Here is a 20,197-nt window from a genome sequence, read left to right on the forward strand (position 1 = left end):
CAGTTTATTTAATAATGCCTAATGCCCCGCCAATCAATGCAAAAGCAAACAGGCATAAGAGTACGTTAATAACACGATACCCTTTCATAATCGCTCGCCAGCTAACAATAGTTAGGGCTAAAGGCAATGCTTTGGGCACAATCTGGTCAAATAATTCTTTAAAGACAATTTTCTTACCCGCTACCACCGTCTGCAAAGCAACATCAACGGTTATAAACTTACAAACCATGATCCCCAATACAAACAGACCCATGATGGAGAAGAAAGTTGTTAATTTTTTGAATAATCCGCCTTCCAGTATGGTTGTTACTGCAGTTGTACCCAGTTGGTAACCTTTTCGGATGCTTAAGCGAGTAATCGTGTAATCATACCCCAGCATACCAATTGCAAAAACCAATGGTCCTAGAAAACTGCCAGTCGATGCCCAGCCAAGGCAGATACCTAGTAATACGGGCTTATAAAGTGCCCCCGATATCGTATCGCCAATTCCCGCCAGAGGTCCCATCAAAGAACTTTTTAAATCTATAATCGTTTCTTCTGAGATATCCTCCCCCTTGGCTTTTTGTTCTTCCAATGCAATGGTTATGCCATGAATAACAGCTCCCCAGCGAGGTTCCGTATTGAAAAACATCATATGCCTTTTTAAGCCAGCAATTACTTCCTCTGGTTTATCAGGATATAATTTTTGCATGATTGGACCGATCATAGATGCAAAGCCTCCAGCCTGCATTCTTTGATAGTTATAGGATAAATGACTCATCAACCACCAACGCAATGTAGCCATTTCAATATCTTTTGGGGTTAAGGCGACTCCTGTCTCTACTTTCTCTGCCATTATATTTCATCCTCCTCTCTTGCATTAACGGTTACTTCTTTTGGCTGCAATGAAATGTAAATATACCCCATAGCAGCACCAATAAATGCCCCAAATAATAAATTATTCATACCCATATAAGCACTTACTGCAAAACCAAGACCGAAAAACACCAGTAAATCATTACGTGCCATATATTTTAACAACATGGCAACCCCCACAGCCGGCAACACTTTACCTACTGTGTTAAACCCAGCTATCCCCCAGGCTGGTACTGCAGCCAATAATCCGTCAATAACAGTTGGTCCATAAAAAGCCGCCAAAAAGGCAGGAACTCCTCTTACGAGTATTACGACAGCCTGAGAAGGTATAGCCTGAATCAGCATAATACCTCGAACATCGCCTTTTTCTGCATACTTATCCTGTATAGAAGGCAGCATTGAATTGATGGACATAAATAAAATCCAAGCATAATTGCCAATAACTCCAATGGAGACTGCCACTACAACGGCCTGCTCCGTACTCATATTACTTTGTATGGCCACTGCCGTACCCAGTAATCCTGCTGAATAAAGATCCGAGGGGTTGGCCCCCCCAGTACTGTTCCAACCTAAAAAGGCTACATTAATTGCCGCGCCGATAATCAGTCCTTCAACTGGTTTCCCATAGATCAGTCCTACCCAGAATCCCGCCATCAGCGGTTCTCTAATTAACCACCACCCCAAAGGGTTTGATGAAGATTGCGCCCAAGCCAGCAATCCTACTAAAACAGCTTGAATCATAATTTCTCCTCCTTATTTACGACTTTAAAAACTTACGCTTTCCATTACTTTTTCGTATTCCATCTGCTTGTCTTCAGGAGTCGCCTGGAAAAATACATTTACGCCTCCGCTGCTCATCTCCGTTAGCATAGCAGCGTCCTCTGGATTTAATGTCATATTGAGATAAACTGCTTTTCTCCCCGGTCCTGCACCCAGTCCGCCGATTTGCAGTTGTTCAATAGGAAAGCCTTTTTTCCAAACTTCAAGTGTGGTGTGAACATCTTTAAATAAAACCAATGCATTCCCTTCGCCCAGCTGATTTTTGTTCCATGCTGCTATGAACGTATCAATACCCACTACACTGCATTTCACATCAGCCGGTGTAGCCATTTTATAAATATTACTCATTACTGGGTCCTTCGCCAACGTATTATTGACAACAATGATCTTAGTGGCTTGAATTGTTTTTAGCCACTTCGCCACTACTTGTCCATGGATCAGGCGAAAGTCGATTCTGATTAAAGAAAGTTTAGCCATATATTTTCATCCTTCCTAACGGTTTTTATATTTTAACAACTGGGATGCTCCGATGATTGATCTCACAAACTATCTAATTCCTGCACTTCAACCAGGATGTTTTGACATCCTTCGCGTCCTGCCTGAATCACGGCCTTTGCCAATGCTTCCCCTCGCAGCCCCATCCGGGCCGTTACTGCTTCAATAACCATACCAAGACTTAAGCCAGCAACCGCACTCACTTTTCTGGTGGTTGAAATAGCTGCTGAAACATTAGCTGGAGTACCGCCAAATAAATCGCTGATCAGCAAAGATCCATCAGCCATGGGCTCTAATACCCGATTAATCTCAGCCATAAAATCAGCCGGTTCCATGCCTGGCATCAGAGATAATGCTCTCACACTTTCCATTGGCCCCATGATCATTTCAGCACTTTTTACTAATTCTTCGCCAAATTTTCCATGAGTCACAATAACGATACCTGGGATACGCTCTTCCAATTCGTTATTGGAATCTGCCACTATAATCGCCTCCTTATCGTACTATTTGCTTACTTACCTTGTTGACGCGCCTTTTGAATTGCCTCAACAAACTCTCTGGCAGCTAGTGTAACTTTGTTGTAGTCACCATCTTTTTTATGAGCTTTCGTCACGTAACTGCCTACGCCGATCGCATCGCAGCCTGCGTGAATCCACTCATGTACATTTTGCGGCGTTGCTCCGCCGGTAGGCACAATGGATGCTTGGGGAATCGGTGCTTTGATGGTTTTTACATACTGAACACCTAAGAAATCTGCAGGGAATAGCTTCACCATATCAGCACCAGCTTCCAGGGTTTCAATGACTTCTTTAGGAGTCATCGCACCAACGATGGAAATAGCCTGATAGCGGTTGCTTACTTTCACCATATCAACATTTAAATGAGGACTCACTAAAAGCTCAGCTCCAGCTAAAATCGCTGCTCTTGCTGTTTCTGCATCTAAAATAGTTCCGGCACCGATAACAACTTCACCATTTTTATAGGTTTGGGATAAAGATTCAATAATTTTTAATGCGCCAGGCACACTCATCGTAACTTCTACTGCCCCAACCCCGCCTTTAATGCAGGCTTCAGCAATTTTTTGCGCTTCCTCAGTATTATCGCTGCGAATAATAACTACAATACCACCATCAATTATTTTACGTAAATTTTCAAACTTTTTACTCATCGTTAATTCCTCCTAATTTTTATATTATAATTTGACAACTGAATATTTAGGCTCAGAGCCGGATAAAACTCGTACTACTTCTTCCGCTGCCATGACGCCAGCACCCACAATTGCCTCATTGGTATACGCACCAGCATGAGAGGTAAAGACTACGTTTTTCAGTTCCATCAAAGGAGAATCTTTGGGCGGTTCCTGAGCAAATACATCCAAAGCAGCGCCGGCAATTAATCCCTGAGTTAGTGCTTTATACAAATCATCTTCGACAATGAGTTCTCCTCTAGCCGTATTAATAATATAGGAGGTCTTTTTCATCTTGGAAAGCCGCTCTATATTAACCATGCCAACAGTTTGTGCCATTGCAGGTGCATGCAGGGAGACAAAATCCGCCTTTGCAAATACCTCATCCAGAGGTAAATAGGTTACACCATAATTGTCAATAAATTCTTGTCTGGGGTATACATCATAGGCAAGAATTTTCATACCAAAACCATAAGCACGTTTGGCTACTTCCCCACCGATATTGCCCATTCCAATGATGCCCAGAACTTCCCCCCCCAGCTCAACACCAGTATGACGATACCAGCCTCCATTTCGTATGGAAAGATCCATCTGGGGAATTTGTCGAGCTGCTGCCATGATCAACCCCATTGCCAAATCAGCCACTGACTTACTGTTGGCACCTGGTGTAATTGTAACCGCCACACCATGTTCTTTAGCAGCATCCACATTGATCGTGTTATATCCCACGCCTTGTTTAGCAATGACCTTAAGTGTCGGAGCCCCTGCAGCAATTACCGCTGCTGTGACTTTTTCACTTCCTGCAATCATCCCCTCGACTCCCTTAATCATTTCGAGGAGCTCGTCCTCTGTTAATGCACGATCATAAGGGTTTAATACTAGTTCATAACCTTGTGCATTCAAAATTCTCATAGCCTCTAGTGAGCGGGAACGCTCTCTTGATCCTATCAGGACTTTTTTCTTCATGCAAGCAACTCCTTTTTAGAAATATCTAACCTCTTGAGAAGTGTATTTCCCTACAATTAGAATTCAGCTATATTATTATGCAAGATCCATGCCACTACACTTCACTCCGGAATCCGCTCTCTGCTTTACATCATTCACTACAGAAAAGTAGAAAGTAGTGTAGCACTGCCACTACACTACTTTCTACTTTCCTGTATCTGGCTTATCAAATGTCACCATTAACAACCATTGCCAGTATATTTTTCACTTTAACGGAGGATACTCCCCTATAGTAGTACTCTTTAAGTTCTTAAATAAAAGAAATATTTACATTTTAGGAGATGACAAAATGAACAAGGCTATATTCATACTTTTTTCCATGGTATTACTATTTTTGCTCAGTGCTTGTGGTGCTTTAAATGCTCCTCAGGAAAAACCAGAGATAGAAACACCACCGCCGATTGCCAGTCAGCCATTGCCTGATCAAGAATCTTCTTTGCAGCTTATTAACGAATTGAAACAATTTAATGGCGAAATCGGCCTATATGCACGAAACCTTAAAACTAATCAAACGCTTCAATATAACGAAAATATGATCTTTCCCACAGCATCCACCCATAAATTAGTCGTTGCAATTGCGATCTATAAATATCTATATCCCAATGCCTCGACTAGCGAAAAGCAGCTCTATGATGAGAATATCAAACAAATGATGATCGTTAGCGATAATCCTGCTTTTTATGAACTTTTGGATATTATCGAAGCAAAGCAGCCGGATGCCCTTACTCGTGTGCTAAGCGACCTAAATCTTGTCAATACTAGAATCCATAGCCGTGAGGCCTTCAAGGAATATGGATATCACAGTGTTACAACCCCTTATGAGATGTCCCTAGTTTTTGAAACAATCTATAATGAGACCTATCTTGGAAAAGACTTTTCATCCATTTTAAAAGAAGAATTGAGCAATACCATATTTCAAGAAGAAATTCCCCGATTCCTGCAAGGCAAAAAAGTGCTGCACAAAGTTGGAGAGCTTCCGGGAGTCCAATGTGATGTGGGTATTATTGATGACGGACAGAACGTGATTCTAATCAGTCTGTATACTACAACTCAGCAGCCGCCACCCTATGCCAGTAATTTTATTGCAGATATTTCGGCTAAAACTTATAATGCACTCAAGCCCTCAACTCCTTAGGATTCTCTTTGGACAGTCCAGCAGCATGCTTGGTCATGGCACTTGGCTCCACTAGATACTATTACGACCCAGTAATAGTTCCACCATTGACATGCAATACCTGCCCAGAAACATAATATGAATCTTGGGAGGCTAGATATACATAGGTTGGTGCTAATTCAAAGGGCTGGCCTGCTCTTTTCATTGGAGTCTCCGTGCCAAAGGTCATAATATAATCTGCCGGCCAGCTTGATGGCTGCAGCGGAGTCCATATAGGACCTGGGGCCACTGCATTTACACGAATTCCACAGGATTGCAGTGAAAGAGATAATGAGCGAGTGAAGCTTACGATAGCACCTTTCGTGGCAGAGTAATCGAGAAGATACTTATTTCCCTCATATGCGGTTACAGAAGCGGTATTAATAATAGCACTTCCAGGAGGTAAATGAGGCAATACTGCCTTTGTCATATAAAAGAAACCATATATATTCGTACGAAAGGTATCATCCAATTGTTCTGCTGTAATATCCATTATGCTGCACTGAGGAAATTGTACTCCATGATTGTTAACCAATACATCAATTTTACCAAAAATTCGTATTGTCTGTTCAACTACATGGTACGAAAATGCTTCTTCTCGCAGATCGCCAGCAATTGTTAAACACCTCTGTCCGATTTCTTCAATCCGCTCTTGGGTTTCTCTTGCATCACGATGCTCATACAAATATACGATAGCAACATCTGCACCTTCTTTTGCATAAGCGATCGCAGCAGCACGTCCAATTCCACTATCTCCACCAGTAATAATCGCTACTTTACCTTCTAATTTCCCACTCCCCCTATACTCACAATTCTCCGAAATTGGCAGCGGGTCCATTAGGTATTCCAATCCTGGTTGACGCTCCTGGTGCTGCGGAGGAAAAGAGATTGGCTGTTCTTTACATTTTTGAATTTTATTGTAATAGGAATATTGTGGATACATAAAAATTCTCCTTATTATAATTTTTATAATATTCTATTCCATTTACTAATTTTATGTAACCAATCGCAGTAACAAAGAAAAACACAACCAGCAAGTGGTTGCGCTTTATACAGATACTTATTCAGATTTAGCTGCCAGAATTGGTGGAGCCTTCTTTTCAGCCTTTTTCTTCTTTTTTTCCTTGTTCTTTGGGCTTTTGTCTCCCATGTCGAACATCTCCTTTTTTATCGTAAACCTAGGTTTATTATACCATAGTCTACCATTTTACAGCGTGATTTATACAATCACATTCAGGCATACTTCATTCCATGGGCCGTTGAAACATGTAAATATTGTGTTTTTCATTAAATATCTTACTATCTCATGAGATACCTGTCTATTCTTCATTAGCGATCATTCCTTTTCATGACTCATTTCAACGGTTATATATACAAATCCGCCACCAAGCCTGGTGGTCTCCAGCCAAAGACCCAAATCAAAAGTAAGTAAACGGCCTCCGTCATAACAAGTAGCCAGATAACGATTCTCACTTTCTTTATAAGACAAAGACACCAGAACAATCCAATGCCAGCTTTCTAAGGATGCCACTCGTCCTTTTTGCAAATTCAAAAATGCAATAGGACAATCAGAGGTGAGACCTTTCTTCAAAAATTTTACAACCTCAGAAAGTGATGCCCGCTTAAATTTAAATGCAGAAAGGCTAAGCTCACGGCATTGCCAACTTAGTCCATAATGTGCTGCAAGAGCCTCTACTCCCCTGCAGAATTTCTTAGTACTATTGAGCCCTAACAACCACCCAGGAGTTACAAAATTCCAGACATCCTCCAATACTTGAGTTATAGAGGAAATACTGTCGCTTTGGTATGGCAGTGCTCCAGCTTCACGTCTATTCAGATATAAAAGCAGCATGGCAGCAGCTGTAGGTCCGCAGCCTCTCGTCTTCTGAAAAGAAGTCTTATACCACTCTTGATTGTAACCGTATAATATAGGTTTACTAGTTTTTATCTGTAACCATTCAGGATGCTTGATTTCCATCTTTCATTCCCCCTTTCATCGTTCAGCATAAAAGTATCTATCAATTATAGTATTATTATCTGCTAAAACAGTTAATTGCATAATTCCTCTTAAGCCTCTATTCTCACAAGAATTTAAGCCGTGTTCTTAGAAGAAGATACACTTATTCTTTAGTATATTTAATAAGCCACTCTTTTTATCCTGCAAATAAAAAAACAGCAGCAAAAAATGCTGCGCTAATATGCAAGAAAGGCATGTCTTTAATCATACAAACTACAATGCTTAATTGCCTCCTCAAATATATGAAAAGCAAAAGTTAGCTGCTCCTTTGTTACAATGAGCGGAGGATGCCACGTAATACAGTTACCAGATGATACCTTAAATGATAGCCCTTGTTTCAGACAGTAATAGAGTATCTTTTCAGCAAGCTCATCATGTTTTTCTTTTGTATATCGATCTTTCACTAGTTCAAAAGATAGTAAAAGACCAGCTATCCGATAATCTCCGATACACTCATATGTATCATACAGATTCTTTGAGCATTGTAAGGCAAATTCTGATTGTATTCTACAATTAGCTAGAAGTTTGTACTCATCAATATATTGAATGGCAGCACAGATTGCTGCACATCCCACGGTGGGCTTTTCATGAGTATAATGTCCAAGTGAGATATCCTGTGCCTTATCATATTTGGATTTAATGAGGATAGCTGCCTGGGGTATGACTGCTCCACCAAGCCCTTTGCCCAATATAAGCATATCTGGTTCAACGCCGAAATTCTGGTGCACATAAAACATCCCACTTCTGCCAAGGGCTGTTGGAATTTCATCAAAAATTAGCAATATACCATTTTGATCACAGATTTCACGAAGCCTTTCAAAATAAATGTGGGGAGGAATATGGGTATCAGTTGCTCGAATTGGTTCTAGTATAATTGCGCCTATATCGCCTTCATTTTTGATAATATATTCAATATAATCCACAGAAAACGCAGCAACCCTTTGTGGACAACTGCTATTTATAAGATTCCGATACGCATTATAGGGTATCGCTCTTATACATCCAGGCAGAAGCGGTCCCATATCCTTCCGAAAGACAGCCTCTCCTCCCACAGAAATCGCATCAAGCCCCGCCCCATGAAAGGATTCCCACATGGATATCACTTTATGCCTGCCTGTAATTTTACGGGCCATTTTAAGTGCAATTCCTACAGCCGCACTGCCTGATGGCGTAAATAAAATCTTATAATCTTTTGATATTGTTTTATCAATCAATGCTTTGCCTGCTGTTACGACTATTTCTGACGTATATCTTCTAGGTATGAAAGGCAGTGTATCTAACTGCTGCTTAACCGCTTTAATTACATACGGATTCTGATAGCCAACTTGATGTATACTGTTTCCATGAAAGTCAAGGTATTGTTTTCCATTCGCATCGAATATAGAACAACCTTCTGCTTTTATAATCACATTCATGCAAGGCGTTGACATAGATTGTTTTATAAATGTATCTTCATCTGCTTTTAATACTTCCATGCTTTTTTCATCAAGAGTATTGATCCATTTTTTTCTTTGCTGGCTGGAATTAACGTCACCTTCCCTATTTATTTCAATCGGATTTGACATTTGGTCTTTTTCCCCTTTCGAGCAGGGTATTAATCCTTGCAATTAACTGGGGAAGTTCTTTCATTGTCACTATAGTAAAATCTGCACCATAACCGCAAAATGCCTGTTTCGTATTTTTAATTGCTTGCTTTTTTTCGATTTCAGATAGACTTTCAAATTCATCATAATTAAGCCCCATCTGTGAACTGCCAACAATCACTCCTACAGACCAAACTCCAGCATTTAATCCTTCTTTAATATCTGCCGCCGTATCTCCAATTTTAATTACTTTCCATGGCGCAGACAATTTCAAAGCCTCCATATTCCTAAATATCATATATGGATATGGCCTTCCATGACAATTTGTAGAATCAGGCGTGATCCAAAAATCAGGTTCATAGCCCTTTTCTTTTGCACCCATAGTTACAATCTTCATCATAGAGTCAGTATAACCTGTTGTTGAACCAATTTTTAGCCCCTGATCCCTGAGCTTCTTCACAGTTTCTACTACATCAGGGAGAGGATTTGTATATTCTGCAAGAGAAGCGAGAAGTAAAGACTCAAAACTTGAATATAACTCATCAATATCTTTTTCATTAAAATATCTGTCATATTGTTCTTCCCATGCTCTGTTGATTCTTGGCATTTCCAGCATAGCCTTAATATGGTCTCTTTTCAGCATCCCCATTGGAACCCTTGCTTCATCGACAGTTACCTCTACACCTGCAGCTTTAAAAATCTTAATAAATACATTGACAGGTGCAAAGCATCCAAAATCAACAACAGTTCCAGCCCAGTCAAATATTACGCCATCAATTTTATTCATGACCTATGCCCTCACATATTCTTCAATTATATTGCATAGTTGCAAAATATCCTGTTTGTGTATTTCACCAATATTACCAATTCGAAAAGTATCTACATCTGTCAGCTTACCAGGGTACAAAACAAAGCCTCTTTCCTTAGCATGATGATAAAACGTGTTAAAGTCAAAATCCTCTGTTGGAAAACGGAATGTAGTAATGATAGGAGATTGAAACGCTTCTTTTATATAGGAAACAATGCCAATCTCTTTGAGTTTTCCTCGTAAAAGCCTATTATTACTTTCATAGCGTTTACTTCGTGCGAAAACGCCGCCCTCTTCTGCCAATTCATCAAGAGCTTTTGAAAATGCGGCAACTACATGTGTTGGTGAAGTATATCGCCACTTGCCATCCTGGTCCATGTGCTTCCATTGCTCATATAAATCTAAGGATAAACATCTTGCGTTACCTCGGCACTTTAAAAGTTTTTCGCGTTTAGCCACTACGAAACAAAAGCCAGGCACCCCCTGAATGCATTTGTTTGCACTGCTTATTAGATAATCAATACCTAAATCCTGAATATTCATTTCAATTCCGCCAAAACTACTCATAGCATCAACAATTAAAGTTTTTCCATACGCTTTAGAAATATCAGCTATATCTTGAATCGGATTTAGGATACCTGTTGTTGTTTCGCAATGAACCATTGCGATATGGGTAATACCCACATCATTTTCAAGAATATTTTTTATGTCATTAGCATTAGGAATCATATCATATTGAACACGATAAACAACATGATTCGTACCAATACATTTTGCCATAGATGCTATTCTTTCTCCATAAGCACCGTTAATAATGATAAGGCATTTCTCTTCCTTACTTATGCATGTCATTAATACAGCTTCTACGCCAAAACTTCCACTCCCCTGCATCAGCACTGCAGTATATGCATTGGGCGCTGCTGCTGCTATCTCAAGGAGTTGGCCTCGAATCTTTTGTGTTATGTTTTTATATTCATCATCCCAGGTACAGCGGTCAAAGAGCATTTCTTTTTTAACTCCACTTGTCGTTGTCAAAGGACCTGGGGTTAAAAGTTTATAACCTTTCATCTAACTTTCCCCCTCCATTTCTTGCTATTATTTATTTTGCAGCTTTGAAAAACTCTTGATGAGCTTCAAGAAGTTCTACTGTCAATGGTTTCTCAAAGTTTTTTAAATTACCAGCTTTATTTACATCCGTTACCACTTCTCCTTGATATAGGGCTACAGGATAATCTTTAATTAATTCAGGTCTGGCTTTTTCAATGATTATTTTTGCCATTTCCATAGCAAGTTGTGTAGTAGCTGTATCTGCCTTTTTAACGACTGCAATGGATTCTGTAAGCGTATAATTACCTTCTATTGGATCGATATAATCCATTGGCTTTCCGGCAACCTTATCTGCTACGGCTTGATGACGAAGTCCAAATCCTGCTGCAACTTCTCCAACTCTTACCTTTTTAATCGGACCTGAACCAGAAGTTTCAATATGGGGACCACAATTTTGAATAAGCTTATTGAGTACCATCTTACCTTCCACTTCTCCATATTCACTGATAATTGCCTGCATTAAAAGCCATGCCGTTGAAGAATTCATTATGTTAGGAATTGAAACTAACCCTTTATATTCATCCTTCGTTAAATCTTTTATAGATTTTGGAATAGCCAGTCCCTTATCTTTTATAACCTGAGTATTAATAAATATGGCGCCTGTATTTGCCAGTATCGGAGTATAATAAGCTGGATACTTTTCAAGTGCTTTCGTTTCAAAATTCAATTCAGCAAACATTTTATGCTTTTGTTGAGCACTTTCTACAAAGTAAGAACTCATTGTTACTAAATTGGCTTCAATTTTGTCACCTTCAGCCATAAGCTTGCCACCAAGTTCAGATGTGCCCATGCTTTGCAGCACATATTTCCCTTCATATCCTGCAGTATTAAGGCTATTTTGCATGGCTTGTACTGCTTCTTTATCTGCATTGGTATAGATAACTACTTTCTGCGGCTTGCTATTACTTGCGCATCCCACCAAACCAATCAACATCGAAGCTAACATGAGACATAGAATAAGATTCTTGAATATCTTTTTCATAATACGACCTCTCCTTTTTTGTTATAATCTTTTATTTATTATTTCATCCTCGTTGATTCATTAATGATAACTTTTTATGCAAAAACGTACTGAAAATTTTCATAGCTATATTGGTTAGAAAAATAAGTATCGATAATACAAAGATTTCATTAAAATTTGCAAAATGCTGAAGCTCTTTTATTTTGCTTGTTACAACTGACGTTCGTGCAGTAACCAAAAAAATAACCGCACTAATGGTAACCATGGAGTTTATAAAATAGTAGCCAAACATCTCCACTAATGTCGATATGGAATTGGGAATAATCACTCTAATGATCGTATGAATCCAAGTATCACCCATTAATTCCCCTGTAATCTCCCAAGATGGGTTCATTTTGGAAAGAGAATTTTTTGCCATAAGATAAGGAGTGGTAAAGAAGTGCACTATATTGCAAATGATGATTATGAAAAAGGTGCCCTTTAGATCACTGTTATTAAACAGCAGCAAATACGCCAGCCCTAAGACCATCCCTGGCACAGTATTCGTTACCATGGAAAACACATCAATACTCAATTTCATATGTTTACTCATCTGGGTACGAACATTTATGATGGCTGCACTATAACAAAGAGCTGTTCCAAGCAAGGCAGAAACGACTGCAACGAATAATGAGTTTTCGTATACATCCACTATTGATGAAGAAAAAAAAGTATCCTTAAAAAAGCTAGTGGTAAAACTCATATCATAGGGAAAGTTTTTTACAAATGGGGTTATGAACATTACTAGAAAGATCAGCATAATACTAAGGATTGTTGTCATGGAAATACTGGCTAAATAAACATCACGCATCCTATTCTTAATAATCTCGATATTCGTAAACTTGTCATAGTGGAAATTGAATTTTCCAAGATAATTTAAAAATAAAACACCAAATATTGCCGGTATAAGCATAATCATGGCTATTGCTGAGCCACTATTAAAGTTTGGAATGGCACCTAACATCACTTGATATAACTGAGTTGCAACAACGCTATAGGTTCCTCCTACCGAGGCAGGTATTCCAAAATCAGTGAAACTTAAAATGAAAGCGATGACAAATGCGCCCCCTAAAGTACCGACCAATGGGCGGAGGATTGTATTAGTAAAACTTCTAAAAAATCCATCCCCCATAAGTGTAGAAACAATAATGAATTTCTTATCAATATAGCCGAAAGAATTATCAATCAGCAGAAAAGCTGAAGGCAAGGTATAAATAACATATCCCATTAAAAGCCCGTTAAATCCATAAATCTGAAATAGTTCTCTGCCAAAAAGCTGTGTTAATAAGCCTTGTTTACCAAAAGAGTATATAATGGCAAAGCCATAGGTGATCGTCGGCAGCAGCATAGGTAATACGATTCCAATTTTTATGATTTCTTTTATCGCTTTATATATGTTTGTACAGTTTACGGCGTAAGCGAGGATAAAAGCCAAAATGGTTGTTATCAATGCTGTAAGCGCTGAAACATATATACTATTTTTGATTGCAATTAAAATATCTTGACCATAAATAATGGAAACGTAATTGGAAAAACCTATGCCATGCCCAGTTTTAACAGAATTCATCAGCAGTATAAATAAAGGAGCAAAGAGAAAGACAATGAAGAATATTGCAACTGTTATATAAATAAGTTGTGTTTCCAGTCTTTCTTTACGCATGGCAGCCTTCGAATAAATTATAAATGTTATCCCTTTTTATTCTTAGCTGACGCAAGATAAACTCCTCTACAAAGTTATTTTGAGGCTGATGAATTACCTGGTTAGGTGTGCCAAATTGCGAAACTTTTCCTTGATCAATAATTAATACTTTATCCGACATGGTCAAAGCTTCTTCTGGATCGTGGGTTACAATGATAGTAGTCAAATGATACTCTCTTGTAATGGCTTTAATTCTATCCTTAATGGTTTCCTTTATGACGCCATCAAGAGCACTTAAAGGCTCATCCAAGAGAAGTATTTTAGGCTTCGTAGCTAAAGTACGAGCAAGTGCTACCCTTTGCTTTTGCCCGCCGGATAGCTGACTAATCTGTTTGGACAAATGAGGCTCTAACTCCAAAAAATCAATTAGTCCATCCAGTTCCTCCTTGCTTATTAAATCAGGCCTATTTTTCACTCCATAAATAATGTTTTTATAAGCATTAAGATTGGGAAAAAGCGCATAATCTTGAAAAACAATATTAAAGCCACGCTCTTTCATTGATAGTTTGCTTATATCTTTGTCATTAAAAATGATTGTGCCGCTGTCCATTGATGTCAAACCCAATATTATATTCAGCAATGTAGTTTTACCGCTTCCGCTAGGTCCTAGCATAGAAACAATCTCACCATTGGCAATTTCGACATCAATTCCATTTAGCACTACTTTGCCATCAAATTGTTTCCGTATTTTTTTTAATACCAACAAAAAATTCACCCCCTATATGTCTAAAACAAATTCTTCTTGCCTCTTTACTATACATGCCTTTAGGCATACATATGTTATGGACATGTTAATATATAGTTAAAACATCGTCATTTTTGGTAACTTTATTACTATGTTTTTACTATATAATCATCATATCATGACTAACTCGTTATATTTAAATCATTTTCTTCTTGAACATTGTCATTTTTTCTATTATACTTTGTCTATGTTAACATATTAACTTTGATAAGGATGATATTCATGTTACCAAGTGAAAGACAAAAAAAAATGTTAGAGCTGTTAGCAACAAAAGATGTTGTTACCATTCCCGAATTTATTACCGAATTTAACATCTCCATCGAAACTGTACGAAGAGACTTAGGTATTTTAGAAAAGCAAGGCAGTATTCAAAAGGTTTATGGTGGGGCGAAACTCAATATTTCCATCTTTTCTGAGCCGACTATGGAAAGCAGAATGATTCATAAATTATTGCAAAAGGAATCCATCGGAAAGAAATGCTGTGAGTTTATTAATGATGGAGACTGTATCTTTATCGATAGCGGCTCCACGACATATCATATTGCCAAATACCTTATGAATAAGAAGAATCTCACTATCATTACCAACTCCATTCCTGTGGTGAATGAGTTAATGAGTACTGATTTTGAGATTATTATAATCGGAGGAAAAATAAGACATAATGAACGTTCTGTTGTTACCTATGATTACATCTTCAACTTTTCACAACTAAACATTCAAAAAAGTTTTATTTGTGCCGGAGGTATAACCGCAGAAAATGGAGTTTCTGATTTCAATATGCAAGAAGCAGTTACCAGAAAAATAATTATCGAACGATCAAAAGAATTATTTGTGGCAGCAGACAGCAGCAAATTTGATAGAGATGTCACCATAAGCATAGCACCACTGCATAAAATCAATTATATTATTACCGACTCATCCTTAAGCAAAAATGTGGCAAGCAGTTTTAAGAAAACAGCAACGATACTGGTCTTGGCAGAAAATGAAAATTAAATCTTTGTACCAAAAAGACCCAACAAACAGATGTTGGGCCTTCATATCTATTTTATCCTTCTCATCCAATATGCTGAGAAAGCTGGGCGCTGGGTTATGCAAGACATCCAGTACACGTTCACGCAAACACGTCTTTTCAACATTACCTGCTGATTCCAGCAAATAATGATAACTATCCTGTACAATTTCTGATGCTTTTGCCATATCCAAAGGCAGCATAGCTTGGCATTTTGCCAATGACAAAGTCATACATACTCTCCTTACATTTATATTTATCATTCACTTGTCTTTATACTCCAGGCATCTTTCACTTTCAGGAAGATGCTGTCACCTACTCTTTTGGAAATAGTGTTCTGAGTGGATACCCGCAAAGGTATACCTTGCCATTCTAGTGAATAATCTGTATAGGCTCCCATAAAGCGGCTGTCCGTAATACGCGCATTGGACATATCTTCTCGTTCCTGTATATCCACCCATGAGGGACGGATGAATACCCTCACTCTTTCCCCACTGGTCAAAGAAGATTGTGTCCGCGCCAAAATGAATATATGGTCACCAATTCTTATGCAGCATAATCCATTGCCCTGATTTTCGACTACACTGCCAACCAGTTCATTCACTTCACCAAAGAAATTTGCCACAAAAGAATTATTGGGAGAATGAAAAATATCATATGGCGTTCCTGCCTGCTGAATTTTTCCTTCATTCAGCACAATAAGACGATCAGCCAATTTCACCGCCTCATCTTGATCATGAGTAACATAAAGGACTGTCGGCTGCCATTCCTTATGCATAATCAACAATTCATCCTGAATCCTTTTGCGTAAAGCTACATCCAGACTGGATAATGGTTCATCCATTAACAATAAAGCCGGCTGCCCGACCAGAGCCCGGGCCAGCGCTACTCGCTGCCGTTGGCCTCCTGACAATTCTGCCGGGTATCGATGCTGATGCTCCTGCAATCCGAATTTCATAATTGCTTCATCCACTCGCTGCTCCCTTTGCAGAGCAGTAAACCGTTTTTGTTCCAGAGGGAAGGTAATATTGGCTTTGACCGTCATATGGGGCCACAAGGCATAGGATTGAAAAACAAAACCTACATCTCTTTCTTCAGGAGGTATACAAACACCGCCAGCAGTTGCTGCTATTCTTTTTCCAATAACAATTTCACCTTGCTGAAGCTGTGTAAAACCAGCAATCAATCTTAACAATGTACTTTTGCCGCAGCCGCTTGGTCCAATGATTACAACAAACTCCCCCGACCTGACAGCAAGATCGAAATCCTGCAAAACCCACTGTGACGAATTACTGTAACGCACCGCCAGCTTTCGTATGGTTAATGCTTGCTGCCGCTCTCGAAAATCTGCATTCATATCTTGGTCTCCTTTTCTTCCGAGTTTTTTTCGTCAAGCAAGTATTTGCAAACGCCAGCTGATAATCCTAGTGTCAGCAACGTCAGCACGGTACCTAATGCCGCACTTTCCAGAGCACGTCCTGCCGTTTCCATGCTGAAAACAATAACTCCTAATGTAGGAAACTGCGAGCCAGCCAGCAGCGAAGAAAGAGTCAACTCGGTAAAAGCTAACAAAAAAATAAGTGTACCACCGCCTAACGCTTCTTCACGAAACATTGGCAGCGTAATCCTACGGGTAACTGTCATGGGACCAGCCCCTGCCACATGTCCCGCCTCCTCCATGTGCAAAGAAAATCGCGCCCACGCCGTGGTCCACGTTCGGATGCCGAAAGTATAAAATCGGGGTATATAGGCCAAAAGCAAAATTGTCATACCGCCATACAAACTAAAGGATGTCCCGGGAATCGGATGAATCCAAGTCAGCAGTACAGCTAATCCTACTACCATTCCCGGCAGACAGTAAGGTACAGCTGCAATCCCATCCAGAAAAGTAACCAACGAAGAGGGAGCAAGTACAATTCTCCTTGCCAAGGGCCAAGCGAGTAATAAAACCACTACTGTCGATATTAGGGCCAGCAGCAGGCTATTTTTCAGACCTGCAGCCACCACCGGTGTTTCCGTCCACAAGGAAATATAGTGAGCAAAGGTAAGATTGCCTAAGGTCAAAGGAACGCCATAAGCAGGTGCCAGAGACAGCAACAGCATGGCTATGCAAGGTCCAATAACGGTTACCCCTTGCCATATGCCTATTAATAATACCAATAACCATTTCCACTTTCCCATAAGGTAGATTCTTTTTTCCCTGTTCCCCTCTTCCCGAGAATACTTCGGTCCATGAAAAATCTTGCCCTGAAAATATACAGGTATCATGGATAGCAGTCCTGTTACCACTGCCAAAGCTGCCGCCTGCTCAAATTGGCCGTTTCCCAGTCCAATGACTTTTTGATAAATCAGCGTGCTAAGAACTGTAATACCAGATGGTATGCCGATAAAAGCAGGAATACCGAAATTATCCAAAGCACTTGCAAAACATAATAAGGCAGCATTGGCCAGCGCTGGAACCGTTAATGGTAAGACTACAGAGGTGAATACTGTAACAGGCCGGGCACCTGCAATGCGAGCAGCGTCTTCCAAATGTCCGGGAATTGCATTAATAGCAGATCGTACCAGTAAATAAGCAATCGGCATATGAGAAATGGCCATTACAATGACAATTTCATGAATCCCCGCAAAATTCCATATTGTTGTCCCCAAAACATGCTGTAACCAGCCGTTTACCAAACCAACAGGACCTGCCCAGTGCTGCCAGGCAATGGAAATTACATAGGATGGTAAAAGCACTGGAAGGATAAAAACAAGACGCCAGCCCTGGCGTCCCGGTATATCTGTCTTTTCAGTAAGTATGGCAGCCATGGCTCCCATGAATAAGGAAGCGATTGTGGAAACAACAGCAATATACAAGGTATTTTGAATTACAGTCGGCAATTGTGGATCTTGGAGCAATTGACCGTATGCAGTTAAGGATATCCCTTGCTGCATAGTGGATACTCCCAAGGAAACAGTCAGCAAATTCCATAGGGGATAAATGATGAAAAGGATCGGTAGCATGAGCAGGCACCATGATACTATACGTTTCATGGCTACCCACCAAATAACACAGTGAAGTCTTTTTTGTCGGCATCTCGCTGTTCAACCAGCTTTTTAATTGGTGCATTTAAGATTTTCAAGGCAGCGGCGGCCGATCTGCCTTCTGGCGCATTCACATCCTTGTTGACTGGCAAATAGCCTTGCTGTACTGCTAATTGCTGACCTTCAGCAGAAAGCACAAAATCTACAAAGGCTTTAGCTGCTGCTGCATTTTGTGTGGTTTTCACAATTCCAACAGGCTCCGTAATAACGGCAGAACCAGTCTTAGGATAAACAAAGGCAACGGGTGATCCTTGTTTAGCAGCATTAAAGGCCATAAAATCCACCACTATGCCAAAACTTTTTTCCCCGCTGGCTACACGTTTAATGACGTCGCCATTGCCTTTTACCACCATCACCTGATTATCTTTTAGCTTTTCATAATAATTCCAGCCCAGTTCAGATTGATTTCTAAATATACCCAGATTATAGGCTGCTGCTCCCGAATACAAAGGGCTGGGCATAACTGTTTGTCCTTTGTTCTCAGATTCAGACAAAGTATTCCAGTCAACCTTGTCTAACTCCTTCACTTTATTGGTATTGATCACAATTCCGATAGGAATCATTTTGGTTGGAAAATACATATGATCAGTATCCAGCAGTTCTTGCTTCACGCCTTTAAGCTCGCCTGATTGATAATCCAGCAGCAAATTCTGCACTTTAAGCGCCTCAAATGTAGGAGCATCTGCTAAAAACAATACATCCGCTCCTATCTTTCCGGCTTTCATTTCTGTATTAATTCGTGCAATTACTTCTTCCGTACCCGATCGAAATACTTCTACTTGAACCTGAGGATATTTTTTCGTAAACCCAGCCGCTAATTTACTAATATCACTATCCGGCTGTGATGTATACACTTGTAACTTACCGCTTATTTCTCCGCTTTTTTCGGTAGTAGCCGCAGGCTGCTGCGCTCCACACCCTGCCAACAGAATTGTCGTCATAAAAAGTAACCATAGCAGCAGGGACTGTATCTTTCCTGGTTTGATCATGAAAAAATGCCTCCTTGGAGTTGTTATTTAGTTCAGTATAAAACAACCTGTCTGGCAGCTTGTTAAGGGAATGTTAATATCTGTTTAATTCTACTTTTCCACATGCCTTGCTGGACAAATGTAAAACCCCGTTCAGCTTATTGACTGAGCGGGGTTTTACATGAAGAGAATCTCTGCAGTTTTAGTCATTCAGTTTCTCACTTAGACGATATAAATATAATAAAAATCCAACCGTCAAAACAAGATGCAATACATTGTATAACCAGGACTCTATAACAAACATAACATCGTCTCCTTTTCGAAAATTCAAATATTTCCTATTATTACTATTATCGTAATAAATAGAAGATTTTCACACATGCAAAACGTCATAGTTTCCTAGGTCTTTTGTCCTTTTTTCTTGTATAATAAGGTCGTCTTACCTGCAAGGTCAGGCGACCTTATGTATCCATGGCCTAATCCATGTCATCACCAACGATCTCCAGTATTTTAGCATTATGATCTGAATCCATATCACAAATAACATATTTATCTTTATATTTATTACTATCTTCATTTGGTAAAACGACAGTTTTCTCAGTGTCATCCATAAAAACAATATTGATGATGATTGTATTTCCTTCCTCTACAACATTTGTGACTTTCCCTGTACTGACCATTCCTACACCTCCTTTCGGTT

The 20,197-nt window shown here is 39.6% G+C and carries 20 protein-coding genes; 2 read left to right on the forward strand and 18 right to left on the reverse strand.

Annotated elements, in window-relative coordinates; genetic code table 11:
• Positions 1-4: 4 nt before the first annotated feature.
• The 6 genes from FR7_RS16195 to FR7_RS16220 all read right to left on the reverse strand — a co-directional run bounded on the left by FR7_RS16195 (position 5) and on the right by FR7_RS16220 (position 4,282).
• Positions 5-835 carry a PTS system mannose/fructose/sorbose family transporter subunit IID gene (locus FR7_RS16195; RefSeq protein WP_007933323.1) on the reverse strand — a complete coding sequence of 277 codons (831 nt, stop codon included), beginning with the start codon at positions 833-835 and terminating at the stop codon, positions 5-7.
• On the reverse strand, positions 835-1,596 hold the full coding sequence (locus tag FR7_RS16200) for a PTS mannose/fructose/sorbose/N-acetylgalactosamine transporter subunit IIC (RefSeq protein WP_007933324.1): 762 nt from the start codon (positions 1,594-1,596) through the stop codon (positions 835-837). The genes FR7_RS16195 and FR7_RS16200 overlap by 1 nt, the downstream gene beginning before the upstream one ends.
• 24 nt (positions 1,597-1,620) lie before the next feature.
• Positions 1,621-2,112 (reverse strand): PTS sugar transporter subunit IIB, encoded by a 492-nt coding sequence (locus FR7_RS16205; protein ID WP_007933325.1) that lies wholly within the window; start codon positions 2,110-2,112, stop codon positions 1,621-1,623.
• 62 nt (positions 2,113-2,174) lie between these two features.
• Positions 2,175-2,612, reverse strand: coding sequence for a PTS sugar transporter subunit IIA (locus FR7_RS16210; RefSeq protein ID WP_007933328.1), 438 nt, complete (start codon positions 2,610-2,612; stop codon positions 2,175-2,177).
• A gap of 29 nt (positions 2,613-2,641) precedes the next feature.
• Entirely contained in the window at positions 2,642-3,298 is a 657-nt protein-coding gene (locus tag FR7_RS16215) for a bifunctional 2-keto-4-hydroxyglutarate aldolase/2-keto-3-deoxy-6-phosphogluconate aldolase (protein WP_007933329.1), read from the reverse strand.
• 24 nt (positions 3,299-3,322) lie between these two features.
• The gene (locus FR7_RS16220) at positions 3,323-4,282 is read right to left on the reverse strand and encodes a phosphoglycerate dehydrogenase (protein ID WP_007933331.1); all 960 of its coding nucleotides are present in this window, start codon (positions 4,280-4,282) and stop codon (positions 3,323-3,325) included.
• A gap of 328 nt (positions 4,283-4,610) precedes the next feature.
• Between FR7_RS16220 and FR7_RS16225 the strand changes: the two genes are divergently transcribed.
• On the forward strand, positions 4,611-5,456 hold the full coding sequence (locus FR7_RS16225; RefSeq protein WP_007933332.1) for a serine hydrolase: 846 nt from the start codon (positions 4,611-4,613) through the stop codon (positions 5,454-5,456).
• A gap of 61 nt (positions 5,457-5,517) precedes the next feature.
• Here FR7_RS16225 and FR7_RS16230 read toward each other — a convergent pair whose 3' ends face one another.
• The 8 genes from FR7_RS16230 to FR7_RS16265 form a co-directional block, all read right to left on the reverse strand.
• Positions 5,518-6,417 (reverse strand): SDR family oxidoreductase, encoded by a 900-nt coding sequence (locus FR7_RS16230; RefSeq protein ID WP_007933337.1) that lies wholly within the window; start codon positions 6,415-6,417, stop codon positions 5,518-5,520.
• Positions 6,418-6,810: 393 nt separating this feature from the next.
• On the reverse strand, positions 6,811-7,452 hold the full coding sequence (locus tag FR7_RS16235; protein WP_007933339.1) for a hypothetical protein: 642 nt from the start codon (positions 7,450-7,452) through the stop codon (positions 6,811-6,813).
• 239 nt (positions 7,453-7,691) lie between these two features.
• Positions 7,692-9,056, reverse strand: coding sequence for a (R)-1-hydroxy-2-aminoethylphosphonate ammonia-lyase (pbfA, locus tag FR7_RS16240; RefSeq protein WP_007933341.1), 1,365 nt, complete (start codon positions 9,054-9,056; stop codon positions 7,692-7,694).
• Entirely contained in the window at positions 9,040-9,861 is an 822-nt protein-coding gene (gene phnX / locus FR7_RS16245) for a phosphonoacetaldehyde hydrolase (RefSeq protein ID WP_007933343.1), read from the reverse strand. Before phnX ends, pbfA begins: the two co-directional genes overlap by 17 nt.
• 3 nt (positions 9,862-9,864) lie before the next feature.
• The gene (gene phnW / locus FR7_RS16250) at positions 9,865-10,950 is read right to left on the reverse strand and encodes a 2-aminoethylphosphonate--pyruvate transaminase (RefSeq protein WP_007933345.1); all 1,086 of its coding nucleotides are present in this window, start codon (positions 10,948-10,950) and stop codon (positions 9,865-9,867) included.
• 31 nt (positions 10,951-10,981) lie between these two features.
• A complete protein-coding gene (locus FR7_RS16255; protein WP_007933348.1) occupies positions 10,982-11,971 on the reverse strand; it encodes an extracellular solute-binding protein in 990 nt (329 codons plus the stop codon).
• Between the two features lie 43 nt (positions 11,972-12,014).
• Positions 12,015-13,649 carry an ABC transporter permease subunit gene (locus tag FR7_RS16260; RefSeq protein ID WP_007933350.1) on the reverse strand — a complete coding sequence of 545 codons (1,635 nt, stop codon included), beginning with the start codon at positions 13,647-13,649 and terminating at the stop codon, positions 12,015-12,017.
• Positions 13,642-14,394 (reverse strand): ABC transporter ATP-binding protein, encoded by a 753-nt coding sequence (locus tag FR7_RS16265; RefSeq protein ID WP_007933352.1) that lies wholly within the window; start codon positions 14,392-14,394, stop codon positions 13,642-13,644. The genes FR7_RS16260 and FR7_RS16265 overlap by 8 nt, the downstream gene beginning before the upstream one ends.
• A gap of 261 nt (positions 14,395-14,655) precedes the next feature.
• Between FR7_RS16265 and FR7_RS16270 the strand changes: the two genes are divergently transcribed.
• Positions 14,656-15,426 carry a DeoR/GlpR family DNA-binding transcription regulator gene (locus FR7_RS16270; RefSeq protein WP_007933354.1) on the forward strand — a complete coding sequence of 257 codons (771 nt, stop codon included), beginning with the start codon at positions 14,656-14,658 and terminating at the stop codon, positions 15,424-15,426.
• A 275-nt stretch (positions 15,427-15,701) separates the two neighbouring features.
• Here FR7_RS16270 and FR7_RS16275 read toward each other — a convergent pair whose 3' ends face one another.
• The 4 genes from FR7_RS16275 to FR7_RS16290 form a co-directional block, all read right to left on the reverse strand.
• The gene (locus FR7_RS16275) at positions 15,702-16,799 is read right to left on the reverse strand and encodes an ABC transporter ATP-binding protein (RefSeq protein ID WP_007933358.1); all 1,098 of its coding nucleotides are present in this window, start codon (positions 16,797-16,799) and stop codon (positions 15,702-15,704) included.
• Positions 16,796-18,478, reverse strand: a complete 1,683-nt coding sequence (locus FR7_RS16280) for an ABC transporter permease (RefSeq protein WP_007933360.1) — start codon at positions 18,476-18,478, stop codon at positions 16,796-16,798. The genes FR7_RS16275 and FR7_RS16280 overlap by 4 nt, the downstream gene beginning before the upstream one ends.
• Before the next feature lie 2 nt (positions 18,479-18,480).
• On the reverse strand, positions 18,481-19,518 hold the full coding sequence (locus FR7_RS16285) for an ABC transporter substrate-binding protein (RefSeq protein ID WP_007933362.1): 1,038 nt from the start codon (positions 19,516-19,518) through the stop codon (positions 18,481-18,483).
• A 455-nt stretch (positions 19,519-19,973) separates the two neighbouring features.
• Positions 19,974-20,177: a hypothetical protein gene (locus tag FR7_RS16290; RefSeq protein ID WP_007933365.1), complete on the reverse strand. Its 204-nt coding sequence runs from the start codon at positions 20,175-20,177 to the stop codon at positions 19,974-19,976.
• Positions 20,178-20,197 lie beyond the last annotated feature (20 nt).

This window comes from Pelosinus fermentans DSM 17108 (assembly GCF_000271485.2).
Taxonomy (GTDB): Bacteria; Bacillota; Negativicutes; order DSM-13327; family DSM-13327; genus Pelosinus; species Pelosinus fermentans.

Coding starts and splice junctions, on each gene's coding strand:
- FR7_RS16195 (WP_007933323.1), bottom strand. CDS start 835: ATGGCAGAGAAAGTAGAGACAGGAGTCGCCTTAACCCCAAAAGATATT.
- FR7_RS16200 (WP_007933324.1), bottom strand. CDS start 1,596: ATGATTCAAGCTGTTTTAGTAGGATTGCTGGCTTGGGCGCAATCTTCA.
- FR7_RS16205 (WP_007933325.1), bottom strand. CDS start 2,112: ATGGCTAAACTTTCTTTAATCAGAATCGACTTTCGCCTGATCCATGGA.
- FR7_RS16215 (WP_007933329.1), bottom strand. CDS start 3,298: ATGAGTAAAAAGTTTGAAAATTTACGTAAAATAATTGATGGTGGTATT.
- FR7_RS16220 (WP_007933331.1), bottom strand. CDS start 4,282: ATGAAGAAAAAAGTCCTGATAGGATCAAGAGAGCGTTCCCGCTCACTA.
- FR7_RS16225 (WP_007933332.1), top strand. CDS start 4,611: ATGAACAAGGCTATATTCATACTTTTTTCCATGGTATTACTATTTTTG.
- FR7_RS16230 (WP_007933337.1), bottom strand. CDS start 6,417: ATGTATCCACAATATTCCTATTACAATAAAATTCAAAAATGTAAAGAA.
- FR7_RS16235 (WP_007933339.1), bottom strand. CDS start 7,452: ATGGAAATCAAGCATCCTGAATGGTTACAGATAAAAACTAGTAAACCT.
- pbfA (WP_007933341.1), bottom strand. CDS start 9,056: ATGTCAAATCCGATTGAAATAAATAGGGAAGGTGACGTTAATTCCAGC.
- phnX (WP_007933343.1), bottom strand. CDS start 9,861: ATGAATAAAATTGATGGCGTAATATTTGACTGGGCTGGAACTGTTGTT.
- phnW (WP_007933345.1), bottom strand. CDS start 10,950: ATGAAAGGTTATAAACTTTTAACCCCAGGTCCTTTGACAACGACAAGT.
- FR7_RS16255 (WP_007933348.1), bottom strand. CDS start 11,971: ATGAAAAAGATATTCAAGAATCTTATTCTATGTCTCATGTTAGCTTCG.
- FR7_RS16260 (WP_007933350.1), bottom strand. CDS start 13,649: ATGCGTAAAGAAAGACTGGAAACACAACTTATTTATATAACAGTTGCA.
- FR7_RS16270 (WP_007933354.1), top strand. CDS start 14,656: ATGTTACCAAGTGAAAGACAAAAAAAAATGTTAGAGCTGTTAGCAACA.
- FR7_RS16275 (WP_007933358.1), bottom strand. CDS start 16,799: ATGAATGCAGATTTTCGAGAGCGGCAGCAAGCATTAACCATACGAAAG.
- FR7_RS16280 (WP_007933360.1), bottom strand. CDS start 18,478: ATGAAACGTATAGTATCATGGTGCCTGCTCATGCTACCGATCCTTTTC.
- FR7_RS16285 (WP_007933362.1), bottom strand. CDS start 19,518: ATGATCAAACCAGGAAAGATACAGTCCCTGCTGCTATGGTTACTTTTT.
- FR7_RS16290 (WP_007933365.1), bottom strand. CDS start 20,177: ATGGTCAGTACAGGGAAAGTCACAAATGTTGTAGAGGAAGGAAATACA.